At 52.5% G+C, this 22,933-nt stretch carries 21 protein-coding genes and 3 pseudogenes; 23 read left to right on the forward strand and 1 reads right to left on the reverse strand.

The annotated features are described in order from the left end of the window. The first annotated feature begins 35 nt into the window (after positions 1-35). The 20 genes and pseudogenes from FPL14_RS17525 to FPL14_RS17620 all read left to right on the forward strand — a co-directional run bounded on the left by FPL14_RS17525 (position 36) and on the right by FPL14_RS17620 (position 18,711). The gene (locus tag FPL14_RS17525) at positions 36-560 is read left to right on the forward strand and encodes a TRAP transporter small permease (RefSeq protein WP_182299003.1); all 525 of its coding nucleotides are present in this window, start codon (positions 36-38) and stop codon (positions 558-560) included. Beyond that, entirely contained in the window at positions 560-1,834 is a 1,275-nt protein-coding gene (locus FPL14_RS17530; protein WP_182299004.1) for a TRAP transporter large permease, read from the forward strand. Before FPL14_RS17525 ends, FPL14_RS17530 begins: the two co-directional genes overlap by 1 nt. A gap of 108 nt (positions 1,835-1,942) precedes the next feature. Then, positions 1,943-2,605, forward strand: coding sequence for a class II aldolase/adducin family protein (locus tag FPL14_RS17535; protein ID WP_182299005.1), 663 nt, complete (start codon positions 1,943-1,945; stop codon positions 2,603-2,605). A 9-nt stretch (positions 2,606-2,614) separates the two neighbouring features. Next, a complete protein-coding gene (locus FPL14_RS17540) occupies positions 2,615-3,898 on the forward strand; it encodes an ArsB/NhaD family transporter (protein ID WP_182299006.1) in 1,284 nt (427 codons plus the stop codon). Between the two features lie 169 nt (positions 3,899-4,067). Continuing rightward, positions 4,068-4,813 (forward strand): annotated as a pseudogene (map, locus tag FPL14_RS17545) (type I methionyl aminopeptidase). Then, positions 4,807-5,637, forward strand: coding sequence for an AraC family transcriptional regulator (locus FPL14_RS17550; RefSeq protein WP_182299007.1), 831 nt, complete (start codon positions 4,807-4,809; stop codon positions 5,635-5,637). Before map ends, FPL14_RS17550 begins: the two are co-directional and overlap by 7 nt. Positions 5,638-5,743: 106 nt before the next feature. Further along, a pseudogene (mgrA, locus tag FPL14_RS17555) lies at positions 5,744-6,732 on the forward strand (L-glyceraldehyde 3-phosphate reductase). Between the two features lie 378 nt (positions 6,733-7,110). Next, positions 7,111-8,439 carry an NADase-type glycan-binding domain-containing protein gene (locus FPL14_RS17560; RefSeq protein ID WP_182299008.1) on the forward strand — a complete coding sequence of 443 codons (1,329 nt, stop codon included), beginning with the start codon at positions 7,111-7,113 and terminating at the stop codon, positions 8,437-8,439. Between the two features lie 154 nt (positions 8,440-8,593). After that, positions 8,594-9,288, forward strand: a pseudogene (gene modA, locus FPL14_RS17565) (molybdate ABC transporter substrate-binding protein). Then, positions 9,289-9,936, forward strand: a complete 648-nt coding sequence (rnhA, locus tag FPL14_RS17570; protein ID WP_182299009.1) for a ribonuclease H — start codon at positions 9,289-9,291, stop codon at positions 9,934-9,936. It begins immediately after the preceding pseudogene. A 15-nt stretch (positions 9,937-9,951) separates the two neighbouring features. After that, positions 9,952-10,191: a hypothetical protein gene (locus FPL14_RS17575; protein WP_182299010.1), complete on the forward strand. Its 240-nt coding sequence runs from the start codon at positions 9,952-9,954 to the stop codon at positions 10,189-10,191. Between the two features lie 444 nt (positions 10,192-10,635). Next, the gene (locus FPL14_RS17580) at positions 10,636-11,739 is read left to right on the forward strand and encodes an ABC transporter substrate-binding protein (protein WP_182299011.1); all 1,104 of its coding nucleotides are present in this window, start codon (positions 10,636-10,638) and stop codon (positions 11,737-11,739) included. A 99-nt stretch (positions 11,740-11,838) separates the two neighbouring features. Further along, positions 11,839-12,768, forward strand: a complete 930-nt coding sequence (locus FPL14_RS17585) for an ABC transporter permease (protein ID WP_182299012.1) — start codon at positions 11,839-11,841, stop codon at positions 12,766-12,768. Next, a complete protein-coding gene (locus tag FPL14_RS17590) occupies positions 12,765-13,568 on the forward strand; it encodes an ABC transporter permease (RefSeq protein WP_182299013.1) in 804 nt (267 codons plus the stop codon). The genes FPL14_RS17585 and FPL14_RS17590 overlap by 4 nt, the downstream gene beginning before the upstream one ends. Continuing rightward, entirely contained in the window at positions 13,565-14,614 is a 1,050-nt protein-coding gene (locus FPL14_RS17595) for an ABC transporter ATP-binding protein (RefSeq protein ID WP_182299014.1), read from the forward strand. The genes FPL14_RS17590 and FPL14_RS17595 overlap by 4 nt, the downstream gene beginning before the upstream one ends. 2 nt (positions 14,615-14,616) lie before the next feature. Beyond that, on the forward strand, positions 14,617-15,411 hold the full coding sequence (locus tag FPL14_RS17600) for a DeoR/GlpR family DNA-binding transcription regulator (RefSeq protein WP_182299015.1): 795 nt from the start codon (positions 14,617-14,619) through the stop codon (positions 15,409-15,411). Beyond that, a complete protein-coding gene (locus tag FPL14_RS17605) occupies positions 15,411-16,289 on the forward strand; it encodes an alkaline phosphatase family protein (protein ID WP_407644622.1) in 879 nt (292 codons plus the stop codon). The genes FPL14_RS17600 and FPL14_RS17605 overlap by 1 nt, the downstream gene beginning before the upstream one ends. Beyond that, complete coding sequence (locus FPL14_RS17610; RefSeq protein WP_182304035.1) at positions 16,279-17,280, forward strand: PHP domain-containing protein; 1,002 nt, start codon at positions 16,279-16,281, stop codon at positions 17,278-17,280. Before FPL14_RS17605 ends, FPL14_RS17610 begins: the two co-directional genes overlap by 11 nt. Positions 17,281-17,421: 141 nt before the next feature. Beyond that, entirely contained in the window at positions 17,422-17,994 is a 573-nt protein-coding gene (locus FPL14_RS17615; protein ID WP_182299016.1) for a metal-dependent hydrolase, read from the forward strand. A 69-nt stretch (positions 17,995-18,063) separates the two neighbouring features. Then, positions 18,064-18,711: a TetR/AcrR family transcriptional regulator gene (locus FPL14_RS17620; RefSeq protein WP_182299017.1), complete on the forward strand. Its 648-nt coding sequence runs from the start codon at positions 18,064-18,066 to the stop codon at positions 18,709-18,711. A gap of 23 nt (positions 18,712-18,734) precedes the next feature. Here FPL14_RS17620 and FPL14_RS17625 read toward each other — a convergent pair whose 3' ends face one another. Further along, positions 18,735-18,920, reverse strand: coding sequence for a sporulation protein Cse60 (locus FPL14_RS17625; protein WP_182299018.1), 186 nt, complete (start codon positions 18,918-18,920; stop codon positions 18,735-18,737). A gap of 217 nt (positions 18,921-19,137) precedes the next feature. On the opposite strand from FPL14_RS17625, the gene FPL14_RS17630 reads away from it, so the two are divergent. From FPL14_RS17630 to FPL14_RS17640, 3 genes are all read left to right on the forward strand, one after another. Continuing rightward, positions 19,138-20,826, forward strand: a complete 1,689-nt coding sequence (locus FPL14_RS17630; protein WP_182299019.1) for an extracellular solute-binding protein — start codon at positions 19,138-19,140, stop codon at positions 20,824-20,826. Between the two features lie 84 nt (positions 20,827-20,910). Beyond that, entirely contained in the window at positions 20,911-21,873 is a 963-nt protein-coding gene (locus tag FPL14_RS17635; protein ID WP_182299020.1) for an ABC transporter permease, read from the forward strand. Between the two features lie 17 nt (positions 21,874-21,890). Then, positions 21,891-22,811 (forward strand): carbohydrate ABC transporter permease, encoded by a 921-nt coding sequence (locus tag FPL14_RS17640; RefSeq protein WP_229263556.1) that lies wholly within the window; start codon positions 21,891-21,893, stop codon positions 22,809-22,811. Positions 22,812-22,933: the final 122 nt, after the last annotated feature.

Below are 22,933 nucleotides of genomic sequence, written 5' to 3' on the forward strand. Positions count from 1 at the left end.
GCATGTACGAGTCCTACAACAGGAGGATAACCTCAATGAAGGCTACTATGAAAGCAATAGACGGCTTGAATAAAATAGTGGGGATCGTCGTCGGCTTGATGCTCGGCGCTATGTCCATCATTATCATTATGCAAGTCCTTTGCAGATTCGTAATTGATTATCCGCTCACTTGGTCCGAGGAAGCGGCGCGTTATTTAATGGTTTATACGGTATTCCTGGGTGCCTCTCTCGCGCTTAGAAACCACAAAATGATCGCCATCGAGATCATTACCGAAAGCGTCAAACCTAAAGTTCGTAAGGTTCTAAGAATACTGGTTTCATTGATTTCCATCGTGTTTTTCGTTGTGTTGCTCTTCAAAGGACTGGATATGCTTGAAATCGTAAGCCGGCAAACGTCGGCGGGCCTAGGCATCAAAATGGATATTCCGTACATGGCGATTCCGATCGGCGCTACGTTGATGATAATTAACAGTATTGCAAACATTATCGATTTCATGACGCATGAGGATATCGATACATCGGAAGTATCGGAAGCGTTGAAAGCGGGGGGGCAAATCTAATGGGCATTATTCTATTTGCTTTCCTTATTCTGTTCTTCGCTCTCGGCGTTCCGATTGCCATATCGATGGGTCTCGCCGCTGCTGTTGCGATATGGTGGGATGGCGGCACGCCGCTTACCGTGCTTGTGCAACGTTCGTTCACTTCTATCGACTCGTTCCCGATTATGTCGATCCCTTTCTTCGTTCTTGCCGGAGTATTGATGGAATACGGCGGGATTTCCAGAAGGCTTGTCGCATTCGCGAATGCTCTAACGGGACATTTTTCGGGGGGGCTGGCGATCGTAACCGTTGTGACGTCCATGTTCTTCGCCGCGATCTCGGGGTCGAGCGCAGCGACTACAGCGGCCTTAGGAAGCATATTGATTCCCGCTATGATTGCCCGGGGGTATCATAAAAACTTCACCGGGGCAGTTCAATCCGTATCGGGCGAGCTCGGCGTTATTATTCCGCCAAGTATTCCGTTGATTCTTTACGGTATATCGACGGAGACTTCCATCGGTTCATTGTTCATGGCCGGTTTCATCCCCGGTTTATTGATCGGGTTGTCTTTGATCGTTACCGTTTTGATTATCGCCAAGAAACGCGGGTACGCGAAAGAAACGAGAAAGTCCGGTAAGGAATTGTGGAAAGCATTCAAGGATTCTTTCTTCGCCTTGCTGATGCCGGTTATTATCCTTGGAGGGATTTACGGAGGGTTCTTCACGCCTACGGAAGCGGCCGGAGTCGCCGTGGCGTATGCTTTCATTGTCGGCGTGGTCATTTATCGGGAAATCAAACTGCCGAAGCTTATGAATATTCTTACCCAGTCCGTCGTCACGACTTCGGCGATTATGTTCATTCTGGCAAGCGCGGGTTTGTTCGGGTGGATTCTTACGCGCGAAGGTATCCCGCAGGATGTTGCGCAGTTCTTCATTAGCATTTCCGATAATCCTTACGTCTTCTTGCTGCTGGTCAATGTATTCTTATTGGTAGTCGGCATGTTCATGGAAACTAATGCTTCGATTATTATTCTTGCGCCGTTACTAGTACCTGTAGCCGTAACGCTCGGTATCGATCCGGTTCATTTCGGTATCATCATGATCGTCAACTTGGCGCTCGGGATGTGTACGCCGCCGCTGGGGATCAACTTGTTCATATCGGCTCAACTGGCAAAGATCAATCTTCTGCAGATCACAAGAGGCATGGTGCCGTTCTATATCGTTCTCTTGCTGACATTGTTGTTGATCACTTATGTGCCGCAGATCTCAATGCTCATTCCCAATTGGTTGGGATAACCGATAGCCGGAGATAAATCATAAGCGTTTCTTGGATGGCCGCTAAGCGGCCATTCCCATTTTTCAAACATTTCCATTGCCGAGCTGCCTGGGGAGGAATAATCCATTATGAAAAATATCGACAAAGTTAGAAAAGAGCTGCAACAAACCGGAAAGTATATGATGGAATACGGGATCGCGTGGGGGAATTCGGGCAACATCAGCGCAAGAACGTCCGAGGATCGTTATTTGATCACGGCCAGCGGAACTTTCCTTGGCGAATTGGACGATGCGGATCTGATCGAGTGCGATCTTGCGGGCAACTCCTATGGCACGGAAGGCCGAAAGGCTTCCAAAGAAACGCCCATGCACCGCGCCGTCTACGAACAACGTCCCGAGATCAATGCGGTCTTGCATGCTTCTCCTTTCTATAGTACGTTAGTAGCTGCTTCTAAAATCGATATTCCGACCAATTGGTTCATAGAAACGATGTACTACTTGGAGAAAGTAGAGCGGGTGCCTTACTTCCATCCGGGCAGCGAAGAACTGGGAGAAGGAGTTCGGGCGAAAGCGAAGTCGGCCAACATCCTATTGCTCGAGAATCATGGGGTTCTCGTATACGATACTTCGATCCGGGAAGCCAGAATGGCGCTTCAGACGCTCGAGATGGCTTGCAAAATGTTGGTCGTCTCGCAATCCGCCGGTATCGAGATGACGGGGTTACCGCATGAAACCGAACGGGAATTTATTGAAGGCGCCGCTTACAAACCGAGAAGAAACTGGAACTTCTAAGGAGGCCCTATGGAACACCAAGCGATCCTTGCGCTTGCTATCTTTCTGATCACTTACGCGATGATTATCGCGGAAAAAATTCATAGAACGATCGTAGCCATGTTAGGCGGGCTTCTAGTCGTTGCGTTAGGCATCGTAAGCGTAGATTCGGCAATCGTACATCATATCGATTTCAATACGCTTGGCTTGCTGATCGGGATGATGATTATCGTGAGCGTGACGGCCAAGACGGGGTTATTCAGTTATATCGCGGTCGTGGCCGCGAAGAGGGCGAAGGGCGAACCGGTTAAAATCCTTATCGCGTTGTCCGTCGTCACGGCGGTAGCTTCGGCGTTCCTGGATAACGTCACGACGGTGTTGCTTATCGTTCCGGTCACGTTCAGCATAACGAGACAGTTGAAGGTACATCCGTTTCCCTTTTTGTTTTCGCAGATTCTGGCTTCCAATATCGGTGGCACGGCTACCTTGATCGGCGATCCGCCGAACATCATGATCGGCAGCGCGGTCAAAGAGCTTACCTTCATGGCGTTTATAGACAACCTGGCTCCGATCGCCATTATCATCATGGCGGTTCATCTTCCGTTGTTCGTGCTGCTCTTCCGCAAAAAGCTGAAGACGTCCGAGGAGTACAAACGGGGAATCATGGAGATGGACGAGAGCAAGCTCATCACCGATCGGCCGATGCTGACCCGATGCCTGATCATTCTCGGGCTTACGATCGCGGGATTCTTCCTGCATCAAGCGTTGCACTTGGAATCGTCCGTAGTGGCGCTTGCCGGCGCGTTCCTACTGCTTTTGCTCGCGGGAGAGCATGCGATGGAAGAGGCTTTCACGCGCGTGGAATGGACGACGATCTTCTTCTTTATCGGCTTGTTCACGTTAGTCGGCGCGCTTGTTGATACCGGGATCGTCCGCGATCTCGCCGTGCAGGCGATCGACTTAACGGGCGGGAACGTCGCCGCGTCCGCCATGCTCATTCTGTGGATGAGCGCCATAGCGTCAGCCTTCATGGACAACATTCCGTTCGTGGCGACGATGATCCCGCTTATACAAGAGATGGGCAACATGGGAGTAAGCAACCTTGAGCCGTTATGGTGGAGCTTGGCTCTTGGCGCTTGCCTAGGCGGCAACGGGACGTTGATCGGAGCGAGCGCGAATCTGATCACGGCCGGGTTGGCGGCCAAGGAAGGTTACCCGATTACGTTCGTTAAATTTCTGAAATACGGTTTCCCTTTGATGATTTTATCCATCGTCATTTCCAGCGTTTATATTTATTTGAGGTATTTGCTGTAACGGACAAGCTAATGAGAAGCCGACCCGAGGGTCGGTTTTTCGCGTTTTATAGCTTCCTTAGGCGATCCGAGCTTGAAGTGGTTGGAAGAAAACTGTAAGGTATTTAATATACGAAGTTAATCATTAATCGAATTAACCGCATTATCGATGGCTACAGGAGGCTGTTTCAATGACGATACAATCACAGGAAGATATCGAACAGTTAATGAAGATCGGACGAATAGTGGCATTAACGATCGAGGAAATGAAAAGACGCGCCGAGCCGGGGATGACGACCAAGGAACTGGACCAGATCGGCCAGCAGATGCTCTCCCTGCACGGGGCTACGTCCGCTCCGATGAAAGACGTTGATTTCCCGGGCTATACTTGCATTAGCATCAATGAGGAGGTAGCCCACGGCATTCCGGGAAACCGCGTGCTGCAAGGGGGCGATCTCATTAACGTCGACGTGTCCGCGGAGCTTAACGGCTATTACGCCGATGCCGGGCAATCGTTCCAGATTCCTCCCGTAACGAGCGAGGTGGATCGTTTGTGCCAGACGACCCACGCGACGATGATGAAAGTCATCAACAGCTTGAAGGCCGGAGTAAAGCTGAATCAAGTCGGCAAAATCATGCAGCAAGAAGCTAAAAACACGGATACCGCATCGTCGAAAACTTGTGCAGCCACGGAGTCGGCAAAGGGCTTCACGAGGAACCGACCGAAATTCTCCCTTATTACGAACCTCGGGATCGCAGGGTGCTGCGAGCCGGTCAGGTTATTACGATCGAGCCGTTCCTGTCGACGGGAGCAACCTACGTCGACGAGCAGTCGGACGGATGGACTTTGACGGTTCCGGACCGCAGCCGCGTCGCGCAATACGAGCATACGGTCATTATTACGAACAATAAACCGATAATCGTTACCGCATGCTAATCGGAACTCCTATCTACAAGTACAATCCGGATCGTCCGTTTAGAGACGATCCCGACCTCTATCTCCAGTGCTGGGGCAAAGAGAAGTGCGTGCCGGGGCATACCGTCGGTCCCGGGATCAAAGAGGTTTACAAAATCCATTTTATCCATCAAGGCAAAGGCTTCGTTCGAGTCGGAGAGCGGGAATATTCACTGTCGGCCGGGCAAGCCTTCTTGATTTATCCCCACCATTTGACTTATTACGAAGCGGATAAGGAAGAGCCTTGGGTGTATTCATGGGTCGGATTCTACGGCGCTCAGGTGCTGCCGATTCTTGCCCGGACGGGGCTATCCCCGGACATGCCCGTGTTCCCGATGGATATGCAGCTTATGCCCGGCTTATATGAAAAGCTGACCGAAATGTTGTCCGACGCGGAAGGCGGAGGACTTCGGTTGCAAGCGGCGATGTACGAATTGATGTCGGCCATCGTCGGCGTTATTCCCTTGGAGGCAAGACAAAGTTATCGCTTGGGCAAACAAGATGCGTACGTCCACCAAAGCATGGAATGCATTCATTCCCATTACGGGGAAAATATTTCGGTACGGCAGATGGCGGCGGATTTGGGGCTTGATCGCAAATATTTATCCGTTATTTTCAAACAGGCGCTTGGCGTTCCCCCGCAGCGGTATTTACTTCAATATCGAATGGATAAAGCGAGCGAATTGCTGTGCAAAGGGAAATATACGGTCGGAGAGGTGGCCAGGTCCGTCGGTTATCCGGACGCGCTGCAATTTTCAAAGATGTTCAAACGGGTAAAAGGGGTGCCCCCTACGCAATTCAAGTAAATCGAGAAATCGGACATTAGCCCATATTTATCACCCTCCGTGACATAGGCTCGGCTCCTCCTTTCTTATACACTTCTAAGTATATTGATCCTTAGGAGGAGTTTGGATGACATACTCAGCTAGTCCGCAACGATACGACATGATGACATATCGCCGCAGCGGCAAAAGCGGCTTGAAGCTGCCGGCGATATCGCTCGGCTTGTGGCACAACTTCGGAGGGATCGATTCGTTCGAGAAGGGAAGGGAGATGGTCAGACGGGCATTCGATCTTGGGATCACCCATTTTGACTTGGCGAACAACTACGGTCCCCCTCCAGGCTCGGCCGAAACGGCGTTCGGCGGCATTCTGAAGGCGGATTTCGCGGCTTACCGCGACGAGATGATCATCTCCACCAAGGCGGGTTATTACATGTGGCCCGGCCCGTACGGAGAATGGGGCTCGAAAAAAAGCCTCGTCTCCAGTCTCGACCAGAGCTTGAAACGGTTAGGGCTGGATTATGTCGACATCTTCTATCATCATCGCCCCGACCCGGATACGCCTCTGGAAGAAACGATGGCGGCTCTAGATTTGATCGTTCGCCAAGGAAAGGCGCTATATGTGGGGCTGTCCAACTATTCGCCGGAGCAGACGAAAGAAGCCTCGCGGATTCTTAAGTCTCTCGGGACGCCATGTTTGATCCACCAACCTCAGTATTCGATGTTAACGCGCGGACCGGAAGCCGGGCTGCTCGACGTGCTGGAAGAAGAGGGCATCGGTTCGATCGCTTTCTCGCCTTTGCACAAAGGAATTCTTACCGATCGTTACTTGAACGGGATCGCGCCGGATTCGAGGGCTGCAGGCCCGAGCGCGTTCCTGAGGCCGGAGGAATTGACCGAGCAGACGCTGGGCAAAGTCCGATTGCTGAACGAGCTGGCTGCGGAAAGAGGACAGAAGCTGTCCCAGATGGCGCTTGCTTGGGTGCTGCGCGGGGCCGAGTGACGTCGGCCTTGATCGGGGCGAGCAAAGTCAGCCAGATCGAGGATGCGGTCGGCGCGTTGCGTCAGCTGAACTTCTCCAGCGAGGAATTGGCGCGTATTGAGGATATTCTGAAGTAAGGTAGAGGCATCGCTTGCCGGATCTAGTCCGGGAGATACATGCGCGATATAGCGGCACGGCGTGCCGTTAACCGGAGCGAATCGGTCCCCGGTGATCGAATAGCGGCACGGCGTGCCGTTATCCGGAGCGAATCGGTCCCCGGTGATCGAATAGCGGCACGGCGTGCCGTTAACGGGAGGAGATCGGGCTCCGGTTATCGAATAGCGGCACGGCGTGCCGTTATTCCGATAGCTCTCTACGTACAAGCCTGCCAAGGGCACCCTTAAAGGGTGTCCTTTTGCCGTTGGACGGGCTCTCGCGTCCTCTATTTTATTGGGAAGTAATGTAATATGATAGATTGAAAGGAACGGGTTCGCATAAAAGTGGAGGCTGTGCGCATGGTCGGTATTTTCGGCGGGTTAAGCAAGTTAAGGAAGCCAATCGTTATCTTTTTATTAATAACTATAGTTGCTGTCTCGTCGCTCGGAGGAAATGCGTCTGCCAATGGCGGTCCGGCGGACACCGTGCCCTACGTTACCGGGGGCGGCATTCATTTTATTCAGAAGAAGAACGTTACGCTTAAGCGGGAGGATCTGTCGTTCGTCATCGTCGGAGACCGGGTTCGGATCAACGTTGCCTATACGCTGGCGAATCGCGGTAAAGCGGACAAGGTGCGCTTTGCCTTTCCCGTGGATTATTACGAACAGGAGTATGGCTGCGCTCCGAATTGCGACTTCAAGGCGAGCGATTTCCGGATCGTGGACGGCAGCCAACCGCTCAAAGTGACGGACGAATTGATCAAGATGCCGGTCAACCGAATCATAGACGATACCTATATCGTTCAAAAGGCTAGCAGGGTATACCGAACGGCCATTTCCTTTGCCAAAAACGAAACGAAGATTATTAAAGTCGGTTATACCGTCAATGCAGGTTATGTGGATTGGATGAACCCTTATAGCTTGATCGATCGGGTAGGGGAACGGGAATTCAACTACGATCTTGCGCCCGCGGGGTACTGGGGGAACGGCAAGGTGGACAAGCTGAATATCACGTTCGATTATCGGGACATCGTCAAGAAAGGCGGTTCTCTTCGCAAACTCACGCTGCCGTATGGACAGGCTTCGCCGGAAGGGATTTTCAAAGTCGAGCTTAAACAGGCCGACCTGAAATCTCTCGGGGATCTAAAGTTTAAGTACGAATACGAGGACTATCTAAAATCCAAGCAGATCGCCTCTTCCCGCATATCCCCGAAGCTCGTTTCGGGCATTAAAGCTTCATCCGAGCTAGGGAGCCGTTACGGAGCGAGTCGATTGCTCGACGGAAGCTTATCGACGACATGGGCCGAAGGCTCCAAGGGGCAGGGAATCGGAGAGACGGTTACGATCGAATTAAAGAAGAACACTTCTTTGGCGGAGCTAAGGGTCATGAACGGGTACATGAAAAGCAAGGAAACCTACGGCAACAATGCCCGGGCGAAGGAGATACTCGTAGAGAGCTTAATCAGGTATTCCGCCAATGAGGATTACCAGTGGGTAAGCGACACGAAGTATTTGGAGGATAAGCCGTACGACGCCAAAGCGGTCGCGGACGGGAACCTGTATTCGTTGTCCGATCAATTGGCTTATTACGAGGGCGAAGTGAAGACGATCAAGTTAACGATACGGGATACTTATCCGGGTACGAAATACGAGGATACTTGTTTGTCGGAGTTATTATTGCTTTACTAATAGAGGAGTTTAAGATTCATGTTCAGGTGCATTAGGGGATGAGCGCGTGCGGAAAAAAAGAATAGCGGCATTGGCAATAGGCTGCGTGTTTGTAGTTGCGGGGTGCGGGAATGGCGAGTCCGTGCCGGGGTCTTCGGCGAGAACGGAGCTGCTCGTGTCGGCTGCGGCCAGCTTGACGGACAGCCTGAAAGAAATTCAGGCGTTGTACGAGCAAAAGAACGATGATATTACGCTGCGTTATAATTTCGGTTCATCGGGTACTCTGCAACGGCAAATCGAGCAAGGCGCCCCCGCGGATCTCTTCCTATCGGCAGGCAAGAAGCAGATGGCCGCTTTGGTGGATAAAAGCTTGGTCGAGAAGGAGAGGCATACCGGATTGCTGCGGAATGAGCTCGTCGTTATCGTACCGGCGGATAGCGATACCCGGGTAAGTGCCGTATCCGATCTAATAGAACCGGGGTTCGTGAAGCTGGCGATCGGGGAACCGACTACCGTTCCCGCCGGCGGCTACGCGAAAGAAGCGTTGGAGCATTACGGCTTATGGGACCAGTTGAAACCCCGTTCGTCTATGCGAAAGACGTGCGCCAAGTGTTAACATACGTGGAAACCGGCAATGCCGATGCCGGGTTCGCGTACAAAACCGACGCCTTGACCTCGAATAAGGTAAAGGTTGCTTCCGTCGTCGATCCCGGCAGCCATCAGGCGATCGAATATCCTATCGGAATCGTTCGAGGGAGCGCCCATATGGAGGAGGCCGAACGGTTCTACGATTTTTTGCAGACCGCCGAGGCATTGTCCGTTTTCGAGAAGTACGGATTTAGTCTTCCTAACGAAAGAGGTACGAAATAGATGTCCAAACAAAAACATTACGTAGTATGGGTCGGCAGGAAACCCGGGGTTTACGCGAGTTGGGCGGATTGCCAGGAACAGATCAACAAGTTCGACGAAGCGAAGTTTAAGTCGTACGAGTCGAAAGCCGCAGCCGAGCTGGCTTACAAGGAAGGCTGGAAGAAGCACTGGGGAAGCGGGAAGACGGCTAGCTCCGGGGGGAGCTTCAAGCCGAAGGCGACGGGCATCGAGACGTCGGAGGAAATCGACTATAACAGCATCTCCGTCGACGTAGGGACTAGCGGAAATCCGGGACCGGTCGAATATAAAGGCGTGGATACGCGGACTGGCGAAGTTATTTTCTCCGTGGGACCGATCAAGAAGGGGACGAATAACCTAGGGGAATTTCTGGCGATCGTTCACGGACTGGCTTATTTGCAGAAAATAGGAAGCGACAAAACGATCTACAGCGACTCGGTTAACGCCCTGAAGTGGGTGAAGCAGAAGGAAGTATCATCCACCCTCGTCAGAGACGAATCGACCGCGGAAATCTGGGATTTGGTCGACCGCGCGGTTCGCTGGCTGAAGACGAATAAGTATTCGAACAAGGTGCTCAAATGGCAAACGAAGCAATGGGGCGAGATTAAAGCGGATTACGGGCGGAAGTAGGGGAGTTTGCGTTGAGTGGTATATTTTCCCTATTGGATAGGGTATAGTTGCGGAATCGTGTCGAATAAGCGCATAAAGGCTACTACGATGGGGGACGTGACCGTAAGGTATTTCAAGCCGAGCGCGACCGACTTCGCATTCACGTTTAATCTCGCCGTCGAAGGTTACACGGACGAAAGCACGCCAAGCTTCACGGTCGTTTTCCGCAGCACGGGAGAACAATTCGTAATTAAGGAAATTTACCATAGTTATTAGAGTCAAGAGGAGAGCGCCGTTCATGCGCTCTTCTTTTTTTATGGATTGAGCCATGATTCCCGCCATCTGCTCCTTAGACGATAGCGTTATGCGAGAGTCTTATTTTCACCGAATCACAGCTTGCTGGTCTAATAAGACGATGCGACAACGCTATCGATCCAACTCTCCGCCCCAAACAGGCCACAACCCACAATCAGGGTTATGGCATAACTCTATTTCAACGATAGACCCCCTCGCTCGCGCAATAAGGTGATCCTATAACGTTAAATGCGGGATCTATCAAATCTCCACGAACGCTTCTGCCGAAGCTCCGTTTCTTTTTAACAAACTCTATCATCCGGCTTAATCCCACGGAAATAGAACGGTTCTATAGTGGTGAAGGGTAGAATACAACAAGACTAAAGAGACACCCCACAAAAAACCACATGGGAGGAAAAGGGAATCATGAAAAATCGGTTGAAGAAAGAGCTTGCCTTCGGGCTGATCCTTACCTTACTTGTCGTGCTGCTAGCTGCTTGCGGAGGCGGAAACAATAATAACGCGAATAGCTCGGGAGCCGAGGAATTATCCTTGACCGAGATCGAAGCGAAGGCGAAGGAAGAAGGATCCGTCGTCAGCGTCGGCATGCCGGATTCATGGGCGAACTGGAAAGGGACTTGGGAAGATATTCAGTCCAAGTACGGGCTGTCCCACACCGACACCGATATGTCGAGCGCGGAGGAGATTGCCAAGTTCGAGGCGGAGAAGGATAAGCCGACGGCGGATATCGGCGATGTCGGGATCGCGTTCGGCTCGGTAGCCATTGCCAAAGGCGTCACTCAACCGTACAAAACTTCTTACTGGGACGAAATTCCCGATTGGGCGAAAGACAAAGACGGACATTGGCTGATCGGCTATCAAGGGACGATCGCTTTCCTAACGAATAAGAAACTCGTGGCCAACCCGCCGCAAAGCTGGGAAGACCTGAAGAACGGCAACTACAAAATCGTGACGGGAGACGTAACGAAAGCGGCTCAGGCGCAAATGGCCGTGCTTGCCGCCTCGATCGCGTTCGGCGGAGACGAGTCGAACATCGAGCCGGGCCTTGCGTTCTTCGAGGATCTGGCGAAGAACGGCCGGATCGCCAACGTTGAAGCCTCGCTCGCCAATATCGAGAAGGGCGAAGTGGAAGTCACTTTGCTGTGGGACTTCAATGCCCTTAACTATAGCGACCAACTCGGCAAGGATCAGTATGCGGTAACGATTCCGAAAGAGGGCAGCGTCGTCAGCGGATACGCCACTATCATTAACAAATACGCTCCGCACCCTAACGCGGCTAAGCTGACGCGGGAATACATTCTTAGCGACGCGGGGCAGATCAATCTCGCCAAAGGTTACGCGAGACCGATCCGGGACAGCGTGAAGCTTCCGGACGACGTGGCGGCGAAGCTGCTGCCGAAGGAAGATTACGCGAACGCGAAGCCGGTCGGCGATTACAAGGTATGGGAAGAAACGGCGAAGAGCATTCCGGAGCAATGGCAGGAGCGCGTTCTCGTTCATATCAACTAGCCGATCAACGCAAGACGACGCAACAATAGCAGCTATGGAGCGCCTTCGTCCGCGTGGCGAGGGCGCCCGTTTGTATACCGCCATAGGAGAGTGGACGGCATGAAGGCTAGAAACCGTTGGATGCTGCTCGGATTGGTTCCCTTTGCGCTTATGGTGCTGGCATTCCAATTCGCGCCGCTCCTGTCTATGCTCGCGGGGAGCGTCAGCAAGTCGGGCGCCGCCGGGTTTACGTTCGGCCATTACGATAAAATCTTTCACAGCGCTTATTACCTTCAAGCGATCAAGAACAGTTTGCTTATCTCTGTGTATTCCAGCTTGATCGGAATTGTCGCGGGTCTTCTATGCGCGTATTCGATTACCCGGTTTACGCCTAAGATCAGGGACAGATTGCTCATGCTTTCCAACATGACCTCCAATTTCGCCGGCGTTCCGCTCGCTTTCGCTTATATTATTTTGCTGGGCAACAACGGGGTGTTTACGCTTCTGTTCAAGCAGTGGGGCTGGGATGTTTTCGCCGGTTTCGACTTGTACAGCTGGACGGGGCTAGTGCTCGTGTACGTGTATTTTCAAGTGCCGCTCGCTTTGCTGCTGTTGTATCCTTCCTTCTACGGCATCCGGGATCAATGGAGGGAAGCGGCTTCCATGTTGGGCGCAAGCAGATGGCAGTTCTGGAGAACCGTCGGCTTGCCTATGCTGACTCCGGCAATCTTCGGAACGATCGGCATTCTATTCGCGAATGCGATGGGAGCCTATGCAACGGCTTACGCTCTCGTCGGGGGCAATTACAATTTGCTGGCGATACGGATTGGCTCCTTGGTGGCGGGAGATGTCGTGAACCAACCCGAGCTTGGCAGCGCGCTAGCCGTGCTGCTCGCGTTATCGACGTTGTTGGCGGTTTTCCTGAATCATAGAATGTCTAAGCAGTCTCAAAGATTCACCGCTTCGTATGCGTCGAATCCGAACCTCAAGCGATTCCGGTCCCGCGGACAGCGGCAAGGGGATGCCGCTAAAGGGGGCGTGGCTCCATGATCAAATCCAGGTCGAACTGGACTCACCGTTCGCTAATGCTGCTTCTCATGATTTACTTGCTGCTGCCGCTGCTCGCGACTTTTTTGTACGGGTTCGCCAAGGAGTGGCAGACGACGGTTCTCCCCGAGAGCTGGACGCTGGAATGGGTGCGGGAGATGTTCAAGGACGTCCGGTTTCTCGAGGCGTTATGGACTTCCCTCTATCTCTGTCTTATCAGCGTCGCGCTGAGCCTTGCGGTGATGCTGCCCGCCGTGTTCGTCATAACGGTGTACTTGCCGAAGTGGGAGTCGTTCATGAAAGGGTTGGTCGTGCTGCCGTATGCCGTTCCCGGCGTAGTGGCCGCGGTCGGTCTCATTCGCACTTATTCCAACGGACCGATCAATATTGCCGGTACCGCTTATCTATTAATCGGGGCTTACTTTGTCGTCGTGCTTCCTTATATGTACCAAGGAATCCGCAACAGCTTGCTTACCGTCTCGGCGGTTGAACTGCTGAATGCCGCGGAGCTGCTCGGGGCGTCTCGCATGAGGGCTTTCCTGACGGTGATTTTACCGAATATTTGGCCGGGGGTTATCATCTCGACGTTGCTAAGCTTCTCCGTACTGTTCGGGGAGTTCGTGCTGACGAACATGCTGGTCGGCGGACATATTCAGACGATTCAGGTGTATTTGTATCAGCGCGTCGGGGAGAGCGGGCATCTGGCCAGCGCGATCGCGATTTCCTATTTCCTATTCATACTAATCATGTCTACGATACTGATGAAGTTAGGCAAGAAGATCAACGGGGAGGTAGAGAGATGAATGCGTCTTACTTGGAACTTCACGGCATACGGAAGACGTTCGGAGCTTCTACCGTGTTGAACGATGTCGATCTAACGATACAAGAAGGAGAGCTCGTCACGTTGTTAGGTCCTTCGGGTTGCGGGAAAAGCACTTTGCTCAGATGTATCGCCGGTCTGACCGAGCCGGACGGCGGGAGGATCGTGCTCGGGCAGAAGGATATTGCCAATCTGCCTCCGCGCAGCCGCGAGGTGGGGATGGTTTTTCAATCGTATGCGTTATTTCCGAATTTGTCCGTCTTCGAGAATATGGAATACGGGTTGAAAATGCGAGGGGTCGCCAAAAAGGATCGGGCAAGAAGGTGCGAGGAGCTGCTTGCGCTCGTCGATCTGGAAGACAAGCGGGATGCGTATCCGCAGCATTTGTCCGGCGGCCAGCAGCAACGGGTCGCGCTCGCAAGATCGTTAGCAGTGCAGCCGAAGGTGCTGCTGCTCGACGAGCCGCTTAGCGCGCTTGACGCGAAGATCCGCAAAAACTTAAGAATGGAAATCCGCGCAATCCAACAACGGTTAAAGATGACGACGATTTTCGTTACCCATGACCAGGAAGAGGCGCTCACGTTATCCGATCGGATTTGCATCATGAACGAGGGGCGCATCGTGCAGGACGGTACGCCGGAGGCTCTGTACTCGACTCCCCGCACCGAATTCGTTGCCAGGTTCATGGGCAGCTATAACGTGCTGACCGGGGCGGAAGCGGCGAGGTTGTTCGGCCAAGGAGTCGGCTCCTCGGAGAGCTACGCGCTGCGCCCCGAATCGGTGAAGCTGCTGCCGCTTCACGCGGAGGCTAACGAAGGCGTGCAAGCCGACAAACGCATCGTGCAGGGGACGATCGAATCGGTGAGCGTTCTAGGCAATATTATTCGGTATTTCGTCCAATCGGAAGGGGTACGGTTAACGATCGATATTCTGAACGACGGACGATCCAAGCGCTCGGAAGACGGAGGTACGGTCCGGTTAGCGCTCGATCCTTCCCAGTTGCTGCAATTGGAGAAGGAAGGAGCTTAAGGATGTCGGTATCGTCGGAGCAACGCAAACGGATTATTCTCGAGCAACTGAAGCTCGAGGGACAAGTAAAAGTAAGCGATTTGTCGTTACTGTGCGACGTCTCGGAGGAGACGATCCGGCGGGATCTTGTCTTTCTGGAGAAGGAGGGACAGGTGAAACGCGTGTACGGCGGGGCGGTAGCGGCGAAACAGGCGAACTACGAGCCGCCGTATCTGCTTCGCCAGCAAGTAAAAGCCGATGAAAAAGCGCAAATCGGCACGAAAGCGGCCGAGCTCATCTCGTCGGGCGACACGGTCGTTATCGATGTCGGAACGACGACATTGGAACTGGCGAAGGCGATCTCGGATAAGGAGCGCCTCACCGTACTGACGAACTCCATCGCCGTTGCCTACCATCTTATGGAGTCCTTAATAGAAGGGCGCTTCTCGGGCAAAATCATCGTCATCGGCGGACAGCTCAATCCGGAACAGCAGTCTTTGTCGGGGGCGCTTGGAGAACGGGTTATGGAGCAATTTCGCGTAGATAAGGCATTCATCTCGGTCGGCGGAATATCCATGCAACGCGGAACAAGCGATTACGACGTGGATGAAACGATGCTCTCCCGAAGAATGGTTGCGGCTGCGGAGCAGACGATCGTGCTTGCGGACGATTCGAAGTTCGATAAGGAAGCGTTCGTCGAGCTCGCGCCGATTCGAGAGATCGATACGATCGTAAGTAACGTCCCGCCCCCCAAGGAATGGTTGCCCGCTCTCAAATCGCACCGCATTCAGTGGATAGAAGCAAAGGGAAAGGCGTGATGAAGATGACACAACCGCAGTCGCCTAAATTGGTCGTGGTCGTATTGGACGGACTTCGTTACGATACGGCGCGCAGATGTCTAGGTTTCATGGAGCACCTGGTCGAGCAAGGCGAAGCGGCCTGTTATCGGGTGAAGTCGGAGTTGCCCAGTCTGTCCAGGCCTTTATACGAAGTATTGCTAACCGGCACTCCGGCGCATGTCAACGGAATTACCGCCAATCATATCGTTCGCCTAAGCCGGGAACGAAGCGTGTTTCACCTTGCGAAGGAAGCGGGCTTGAGGACGGCCGCCGCCGCGTATCACTGGGTGAGCGAGCTCTATAATCAGGCTCCGTTTAACCCGGTGCGGGATCGTCATCAGCATGACGAGAGCAAGCCGATTCAGCATGGCGCCTTCTATTTCGAAGATCATTACCCGGATAGCCATCTGTTCGCGGATGCGGAATATTTGCGAACGGCGTTCGATCCGCACTTTCTATACATTCATTCCATGAATATCGACGATGCCGGCCATAAGTTCGGAGGAGAGAGCAAGGGCTATGACGGTTCGGCGAGAATGGCGGATGGGATGCTCGCTACGCTCGTGCCTATCTGGTTGTCGGAAGGCTATCGCGTTATCGTGACTTCGGACCACGGGATGGACTCGAATGGCCAGCATGGCGGAACGGCAAGCGAGGAGCGGCTTGTACCGCTCTATATCGTCGGAGATCGGATATTGTCCCACATGGAAGGGAAGACTCTGTCGCAACTAGGCATGGCGACGCTCATGTGCCACTGCTTGGGACTGGAGCCGTCGCCGGCTATGAGCGTTAAGGACATCCCTTCGTTCATGTCCGCGAAGGTCACTTGGCGAGGGGAGATCGATGATGAAGGTTGATATGCACTTTCACCTGGAAGAAGGACCTTATTCGTTGCGTTGGCTGTCTCGTACCTTGCAGGCGCTGACCGCTACGGCTGCGAATGCTTCGGTTAAGGCCGCAAGCCATTCCCTTGCTTGGGCGGAACAACTATCCGCTATGCTTGAAGCTCGAATGCGGGACGGTTGTTTCAGCGAAGAGTGGCTGGATCGTTATTTGGTAACGGGACGTTCGCGGGGAATCGGCCTGTTCGGGGTCGTCGACCATTTGTACCGGTTCCGGGAATGCCGAAGCTATTACGAGAAGCACATGCTTCTGGACGACAGCCCGATCGGGCGACTGCAGGAGGTTTGGCTTAATCAAGTGTGCGTTACCTCTCTGGACGAATTCGTGTCCTTCATTGCGAAAGCCAAGAAAACCCGCCCCGATCTCTTGCTCGGGATAGAGGCGGACTTCTTCGAAGGAGGGGAGGAGGAGCTTGGCCGGATCCTGTCGGGTTATGAATGGGATCATGTCATCGGCTCGGTTCATTTCATCGACGGCTGGGGCTTCGATAACCCGGAGACGCAGTCGCGGTTCGCGGATTTGGATCCGATGGAGGCGTACGGCCGGTACTTCGGGCTTCTTCGCCAAGCTTGCCGGTCCGGGCTGTTCGACATCATTGCCCATCCCGACAATCTCAAGGTATTCGGGTTTCGTCCCGTGAACGAGCAAGAGCTGTTGCCTCACTATCGGCATCTTGCGGAAGAGATGATTCTGTCGGGCGCGGCGACGGAGATCAATACCGGTCTAGCGTACCGTTACCCGGTCGAGGAGGCTTGTCCTAGCCCGTTGTTCCTGTCCGTTCTAGCGGAGCACGGCGTTCCGATCACGCTATCCTCCGACTCCCACTTCCCCGACGATATCGGGCGTTTGCTGGATGAAGCCCGCGCGGCGGCAATTGGAGCAGGTTATAAGGAGTTAACCGTATTTAACGGGCGGCGGGCCCGCGGAGTTTCGATCGGCAAATAAACCGGGCATGGGTTCAAAGGAGCGCTTCGGCGCTCTTTTTTTTGTATCTTGACACTTGTCATAACCATTGGTTACTATATAACCACAGGTTAATAACCATTGGTTATAAAAATAAGAAACTAGTCGAGGAGAGTGGGATTCATGTTCGCAGGACATTTCGGATTGGCGGCAGGCGTACGGGCTAAGGCGCCGGAAGTACCGTTATGGGCGTTAATGGCGGCTACTCAATTGCTGGATGTGGCGTTTATTCCTTTTCTAGCGGCGGGAGTGGAGACGATGGAGGAGGAGACCGGCAGCGGCTACGGGGATTGGATTATCCATGCGGATTATACGCACTCCTTGTTGGGAGCCATCGTCTTGGCCGTATTGGCGGGCATGCTGGCGAAGAAGCTGTGGGGAGCCAAGTCGGGACGAGTGATCGGGTTGGTCGTATTCAGCCACTGGCTGCTCGATCTGGTCGTTCATCGGGCGGATATGCCGTTATTGCCGGGCAATCTGGGGGATTTGCCGTTGCTGGGCTTAGGCGCGTGGAAGGTCGAGGGGATAGCGATCGGGTTGGAATCGATCTTGATCGCCGCGGGTCTAATTATGTATACGCGAGCCGTCTTGAAGACGGCGGGCAGCGGCAGGAGGATGACGGCGTATTTATCCTCTGCCGTTATGGGCGTACTGCTTGCGCTTACCCTATTGTCGGACGTCTTGGGTTGGTTTTAGGCCGGATTGACTTGTTCCGTAACCGTTGGTTACAATGGGGGGCAAAGGAACGGGACGGGGTGATTTAAGGTGTCGAGTAAACAGGAACAACGATCGGAAGAGACGAAGAGGAGCATTCTGGCCGCGGCGGGGCTGCTATTCGCCAGCAGGGGATACGATTCCGTAACGATGCGCGAAATCGCGAAGGAAGCCGGGTGCTCCCATACGACAATCTATATTTATTTTAAGGATAAGGAAGCGTTGCTTCAGCAACTTTCGCTCCCGCCGCTTCAAGCCCTGGCAAGCCGAATGGACGAATGGTCGAATACCGGCGGCCGGCCGGAAGAACAATTGAAAAACGTCAGTCTGGCTTTCATTGAATTTTGCCTGGCCAACCGTAATGTTTACAGCGTATTCTTTAACGTAAAGTCCGTGCGAGTAGACGAACAAGCGCCGAAGCTGGAAATCAACAAAGCGCGCAACGAATTGTTCGGGAGGCTGGCCGGAGCGCTGGGAGCTTGTTTGCGGCTGGAGCCGGAGGATGAACGCTTGTTGACGTGCAGCCGAATCTACTACTTCACCTTGCACGGCATCGTGTCCACCTATACGCATTCCGAAGAATCGGCGGATCAGCTGATGGAAAGGCTGAGGCCGACTTTCTTGGCATCGTTCGGGGTACTGCTCAGCGGGTTCAAGGATACGATAATCCGAAATGAAAACGGGATGGAAAGGGGCTAGCCCCTCTCCATCCCGTTTTTTCGTTATTTCTTCTTATAAACGACCAATATCGCGCTTCTTTGTTCGCTTAATTTGGTTGCCGTTATTTTGTTGATCGATCCGTAACAGATGTTAATGAGTTGATCGTCGTCCAGCCCGGCCAGAAACTCGTTTACTCTTTTCTCGGCTAAAGAGCTGTCCGTATCTAAAAATTCTTTGACTTGAATCATCGTAGTGCACTCCCCGTACGAGTAATGGTATGAATAGCCCCCCGCGAGTCACCTGGATGGCCCATATGCGTCCAACATAGCATGGACGTCGCGCGGGTGTCAAATTAGCCCATGATATTAGATTTGACCCGTACGGTCATTAGCATTGTTGGGTACATCTTAGAAATGCCCCCTTTTATAATGAAAAAGAATCGAAAAACGAAGGGGAGGCATTTCTTTGAGTAAATTTAAAGCGTATACATCATTGCTCCTGACAGCGATAATGTCCGTTACATGGCTGAGCGCATGCGCAAGCGACAAAGGGAATGAACCCGCCAAAGCAAGCGAGAGCAGCAGCGCGACCACCAAAGCGGCGGAAACGGCGGCGGCAGAAACCAAGGAAGAACCGATTACTCTCACTTACTTTCTGAATGCGCCGGGAGACAACGTTCCGGAGCATTTCAAAATCGCCGATATCATAACCGAGAAAACGGGAGTTACCGTCAAATACGAAAGGCTCGTCGGAGAAATCGAACAAAAGCTGGGCGTCATGATCGCGGGCGGAGAATATCCGGACATGATCTACCCGGGCGACAAAGCGCATATGCTGATCGATGCCGGAGCCCTGCTTCCGCTGGAGGATCTGATCGAAGAGCACGCTCCGAATTTGAAGAAATTGTACGCGAACTACTGGGAGCGCATGAAAGCCGCCGACGGCCATATTTACTCGCTTCCGAACTCCGTGCCGACAGGGCAGCCGAACCGATTCGTCAGCCCTGCGTTCTGGATTCAGAAGGATGTACTGAAGGATGCGGGATATCCGAAAATCACGACTTTCGACCAATATGTCGACGTGCTGAGGAATTACGCGAAGAAGTATCCGCAAATCGACGGCCAAGATACGATTCCGTTCGAAATCCTCACCTACGATTGGCGCTTGTTCACGCTGACGACGGCGATGCAGTTCTTAGCCGGCGGGCCTAACGATTCGCGGGCGATGGTCAATCCGGAAACGAACGAATTGACGTTCTATCAGACGGACGAGAAAATTTCCAAGCGCTACTACGAAAAGCTGAACGAGATGTGGAATGAGGGCATGATCGATAAAGAGGCGTTCGTCATGAACTACGACCAATACTTGGCTAAGCTGTCCAGCGGACGAGTGCTGGGGATGCATGACCAGAACTGGCAGTTCCAGGACGCGACCCAAGCCTTGCAACAACAGGGCAAGCTGGACCGGATGTACGCTCCGCTTCAATTGACGTTCGACGAGAGCATTAAAGCCGATTATATGGATGTTCCCTCGATTAACTACGGGAACGGCTGGAGCATGTCCGTCGACAACAAGGACCCCGTTCGCACGATCAAATTCATCGATGCGTTGGCCACGGACGAAATGCAAATTTTGAGAAGCTGGGGCGTTAAGGACGAAGATTACATCGTAGAGAACGGCAGATTCGTTCGCACCCCGGAGCAGCGCAAATGGTTCGAATCGAACGAGAACGCGTTAGGCTGGGACGGCAAAATCATGTGGTTCTACCCGAATGCGGCAGGCACGCTTCCGGACGGCAACAACTACTGGCCTGAATATCAACCGGAAGAGATCGCGGCCAAATACACGGAAACGGATAAGAAAATTCTCGAGACATACGGCGTGAAGACTTATCCCGAGCTGTTTAACCCCGGAAATACGAAACGCAAATATTTCCCGATCTGGAGCATCGAGCTGAACGAGGATTTGAAAATATTCGATCAGAAGCTGAACGATTTGAACAAGAAATATCCGCCGCAAATGGTAGTCTCGAAATCCAAAGAAGAATTCAACAAGCTTTGGGACGATTACGTCGTCGCGGTCAATAAGCTCGACGTAAAAGGCTGGATGGATTATCACACCGAGAAAGTGAAAGAGCGTCAAGAAAACTGGTGAGTCGAATAGGACTAGATGGAGGCCAGGCCGTATGGCTTGGCCTTCTTCCCTTCTTTGAAGAGATCAAGCAATTGGAGGAGTACTATGGAGCCGAAGACGGAAAGCGCGCGCATCGCGCCTAAACCAGATCAGTCCGAGTTCATAGCGGGCCTTAAAAGGCTAAGAAGACAGAAGGCGTTGCTTGCGATGTCCGTTCCGTTCGTCGTCTATGTTCTCGTTTTTAGTTACTCGCCTCTATGGGGATGGCTGATGGCTTTTCAGAAATATAAGCTTGGCTCCAATATTATGAACAATGAATGGGTAGGGCTGAAATATTTTCGCGAGCTGTTCCAGGACGAGATGTTCATGAACGTATTAAGAAATACGCTCGCGATGAGCTTGATTAACCTCGTGTTCGGTTTTGTTAGCTCGATTGCGCTCGCTCTTATGCTAAACGAAGTACGCAAAATTTTCTTCAAACGGTTGGTGCAGACAATTAGCTATTTGCCCCACTTCATATCCTGGGTGGTCGCGGCCAATTTGATCATGACGATCTTCTCCCTTGACGGAATCGTCAACGCCCTCCTGTTGAAGCTTCATCTCGTATCGGAGCCGATCCTGTTGATGTCGGAGCCGAAAGCCTTTTGGTGGATGATCGGCGTATCCAACGTCTGGAAGGAAGTCGGCTGGAACGCCATTATATATTTGGCGGCGATGGCTATGATCAATCCGTCGTTGTACGAAGCCGCGGATATGGACGGGGCGGGGCGGTTCCGCAAAATGTGGAGCATTACGCTGCCGAGCATGCTTCCGCTCATTATTATTTTATTGATTATGAACATCGGCCGCATTCTCGATGCCGGGTTCGAGCAACAGTATTTGCTCATGAACACGATGGTCATGGAGTATGCCGAGACAATAGATATTTTCGTATTGAAATACGGCATCAATTTGACGCGTTATTCGTTCGCTACGGCGGCGGGTATTTTCAAATCCGTCATCAGCATCATTCTGTTGATCATGGCGAATCAGTTCGCCAAGCGGATGGGACAATCCAGACTTTATTAGCAGCGGGAGGTGGAGCTTTGAAGACGGTTACGCTTAACAGGAGAAGGGGAAGATCGCGCTTCCCGGCATTCGATGTCCTCAATGGTACGGTTTTGCTGGTATTGATGGCGGTGACTCTCTATCCTTTCGTTAACATGGCGGCGGTCTCTTTTAATCAAGCCGTCGACACGACGCTGGGCAGCAATTTCGTTTGGCCGCGGAAATTTACGTTGTATAACTACGAAGTGATACTGAAAGATCGAATCATCTATCACGCTTTTATGATTTCGGTGCTTCGTACCGTCGTCGGTACGTTCGCGAGCGTATTCTGTACGGCGATGCTCGCTTATACGCTCAGTCGCAAAGAATACGCTCTCCGCGGGCCGATTTCCATGATTTTCGTTTTTACGATGTATTTCAGCGGGGGCCTCATTCCGGTATTTATGCTGATTAAAAGCCTTGGTCTTACCAACTCGTTCTGGGTGTATATTATTCCGGGCTTAGTGAGCGCCTTTAACCTGATCATCATGCGGTCGTTCATCGACGGGCTGCCCGAGAGCTTGGTGGAATCGGCGAAAATAGACGGAGCGAACGATTTTACGGTATTCCTCCGAGTCATATTGCCGCTGTGCATGCCCGCCATCGCGACGGTATCCTTGTTCGTGGCCGTCGGCCAATGGAATAGCTGGCTCGACACGTTCCTCTATAACTCGGCGAACGCCGATCTGTCCACGTTGCAGTATGAGCTGCTTAAGAAAATACAATCCGCAAACTTAAGCATCGGCGGTTCCGCGACTTCGGCGTTCCTGAACAACCAGAACGCGTCGGCGAATCTGGTGACGCCGATGTCCATGCGCGCGGCGATTACGATGCTGGCCACTGCTCCGATCCTTCTCGTGTATCCGTTTCTTCAGAAATATTTCATTAAAGGCATGACGCTCGGCGGAGTGAAAGAATAACGAAATCATAGATAGCTTGAAATAGACAGCCTGAAAGGAGGTTGTCTATTTACATCTCCATAAAACCCCAATACAATGTTTTTGAAAACGTATACAATCGGCGATGAGGCCAACGGGAGGCC

This window comes from Cohnella cholangitidis (assembly GCF_014107495.1).
In the GTDB taxonomy this organism is placed as follows: domain Bacteria; phylum Bacillota; class Bacilli; order Paenibacillales; family Paenibacillaceae; genus Cohnella; species Cohnella cholangitidis.

What these genes read in the sequence shown, in the direction of transcription:
- FPL14_RS17585 (WP_182299012.1), top strand. Translation starts at nt 11,839, where the DNA reads ATGAAGGCTAGAAACCGTTGGATGCTGCTCGGATTGGTTCCCTTTGCG.
- FPL14_RS17635 (WP_182299020.1), top strand. Translation starts at nt 20,911, where the DNA reads ATGGAGCCGAAGACGGAAAGCGCGCGCATCGCGCCTAAACCAGATCAG.
- FPL14_RS17580 (WP_182299011.1), top strand. Translation starts at nt 10,636, where the DNA reads ATGAAAAATCGGTTGAAGAAAGAGCTTGCCTTCGGGCTGATCCTTACC.
- FPL14_RS17605 (WP_407644622.1), top strand. Translation starts at nt 15,411, where the DNA reads ATGAAGATGACACAACCGCAGTCGCCTAAATTGGTCGTGGTCGTATTG.
- FPL14_RS17625 (WP_182299018.1), bottom strand. Translation starts at nt 18,920, where the DNA reads ATGATTCAAGTCAAAGAATTTTTAGATACGGACAGCTCTTTAGCCGAG.
- FPL14_RS17535 (WP_182299005.1), top strand. Translation starts at nt 1,943, where the DNA reads ATGAAAAATATCGACAAAGTTAGAAAAGAGCTGCAACAAACCGGAAAG.
- rnhA (WP_182299009.1), top strand. Translation starts at nt 9,289, where the DNA reads ATGTCCAAACAAAAACATTACGTAGTATGGGTCGGCAGGAAACCCGGG.
- FPL14_RS17615 (WP_182299016.1), top strand. Translation starts at nt 17,422, where the DNA reads ATGTTCGCAGGACATTTCGGATTGGCGGCAGGCGTACGGGCTAAGGCG.
- FPL14_RS17595 (WP_182299014.1), top strand. Translation starts at nt 13,565, where the DNA reads ATGAATGCGTCTTACTTGGAACTTCACGGCATACGGAAGACGTTCGGA.
- FPL14_RS17610 (WP_182304035.1), top strand. Translation starts at nt 16,279, where the DNA reads ATGAAGGTTGATATGCACTTTCACCTGGAAGAAGGACCTTATTCGTTG.
- FPL14_RS17540 (WP_182299006.1), top strand. Translation starts at nt 2,615, where the DNA reads ATGGAACACCAAGCGATCCTTGCGCTTGCTATCTTTCTGATCACTTAC.
- FPL14_RS17550 (WP_182299007.1), top strand. Translation starts at nt 4,807, where the DNA reads ATGCTAATCGGAACTCCTATCTACAAGTACAATCCGGATCGTCCGTTT.
- FPL14_RS17600 (WP_182299015.1), top strand. Translation starts at nt 14,617, where the DNA reads ATGTCGGTATCGTCGGAGCAACGCAAACGGATTATTCTCGAGCAACTG.
- FPL14_RS17530 (WP_182299004.1), top strand. Translation starts at nt 560, where the DNA reads ATGGGCATTATTCTATTTGCTTTCCTTATTCTGTTCTTCGCTCTCGGC.
- FPL14_RS17590 (WP_182299013.1), top strand. Translation starts at nt 12,765, where the DNA reads ATGATCAAATCCAGGTCGAACTGGACTCACCGTTCGCTAATGCTGCTT.
- FPL14_RS17560 (WP_182299008.1), top strand. Translation starts at nt 7,111, where the DNA reads ATGGTCGGTATTTTCGGCGGGTTAAGCAAGTTAAGGAAGCCAATCGTT.
- FPL14_RS17525 (WP_182299003.1), top strand. Translation starts at nt 36, where the DNA reads ATGAAGGCTACTATGAAAGCAATAGACGGCTTGAATAAAATAGTGGGG.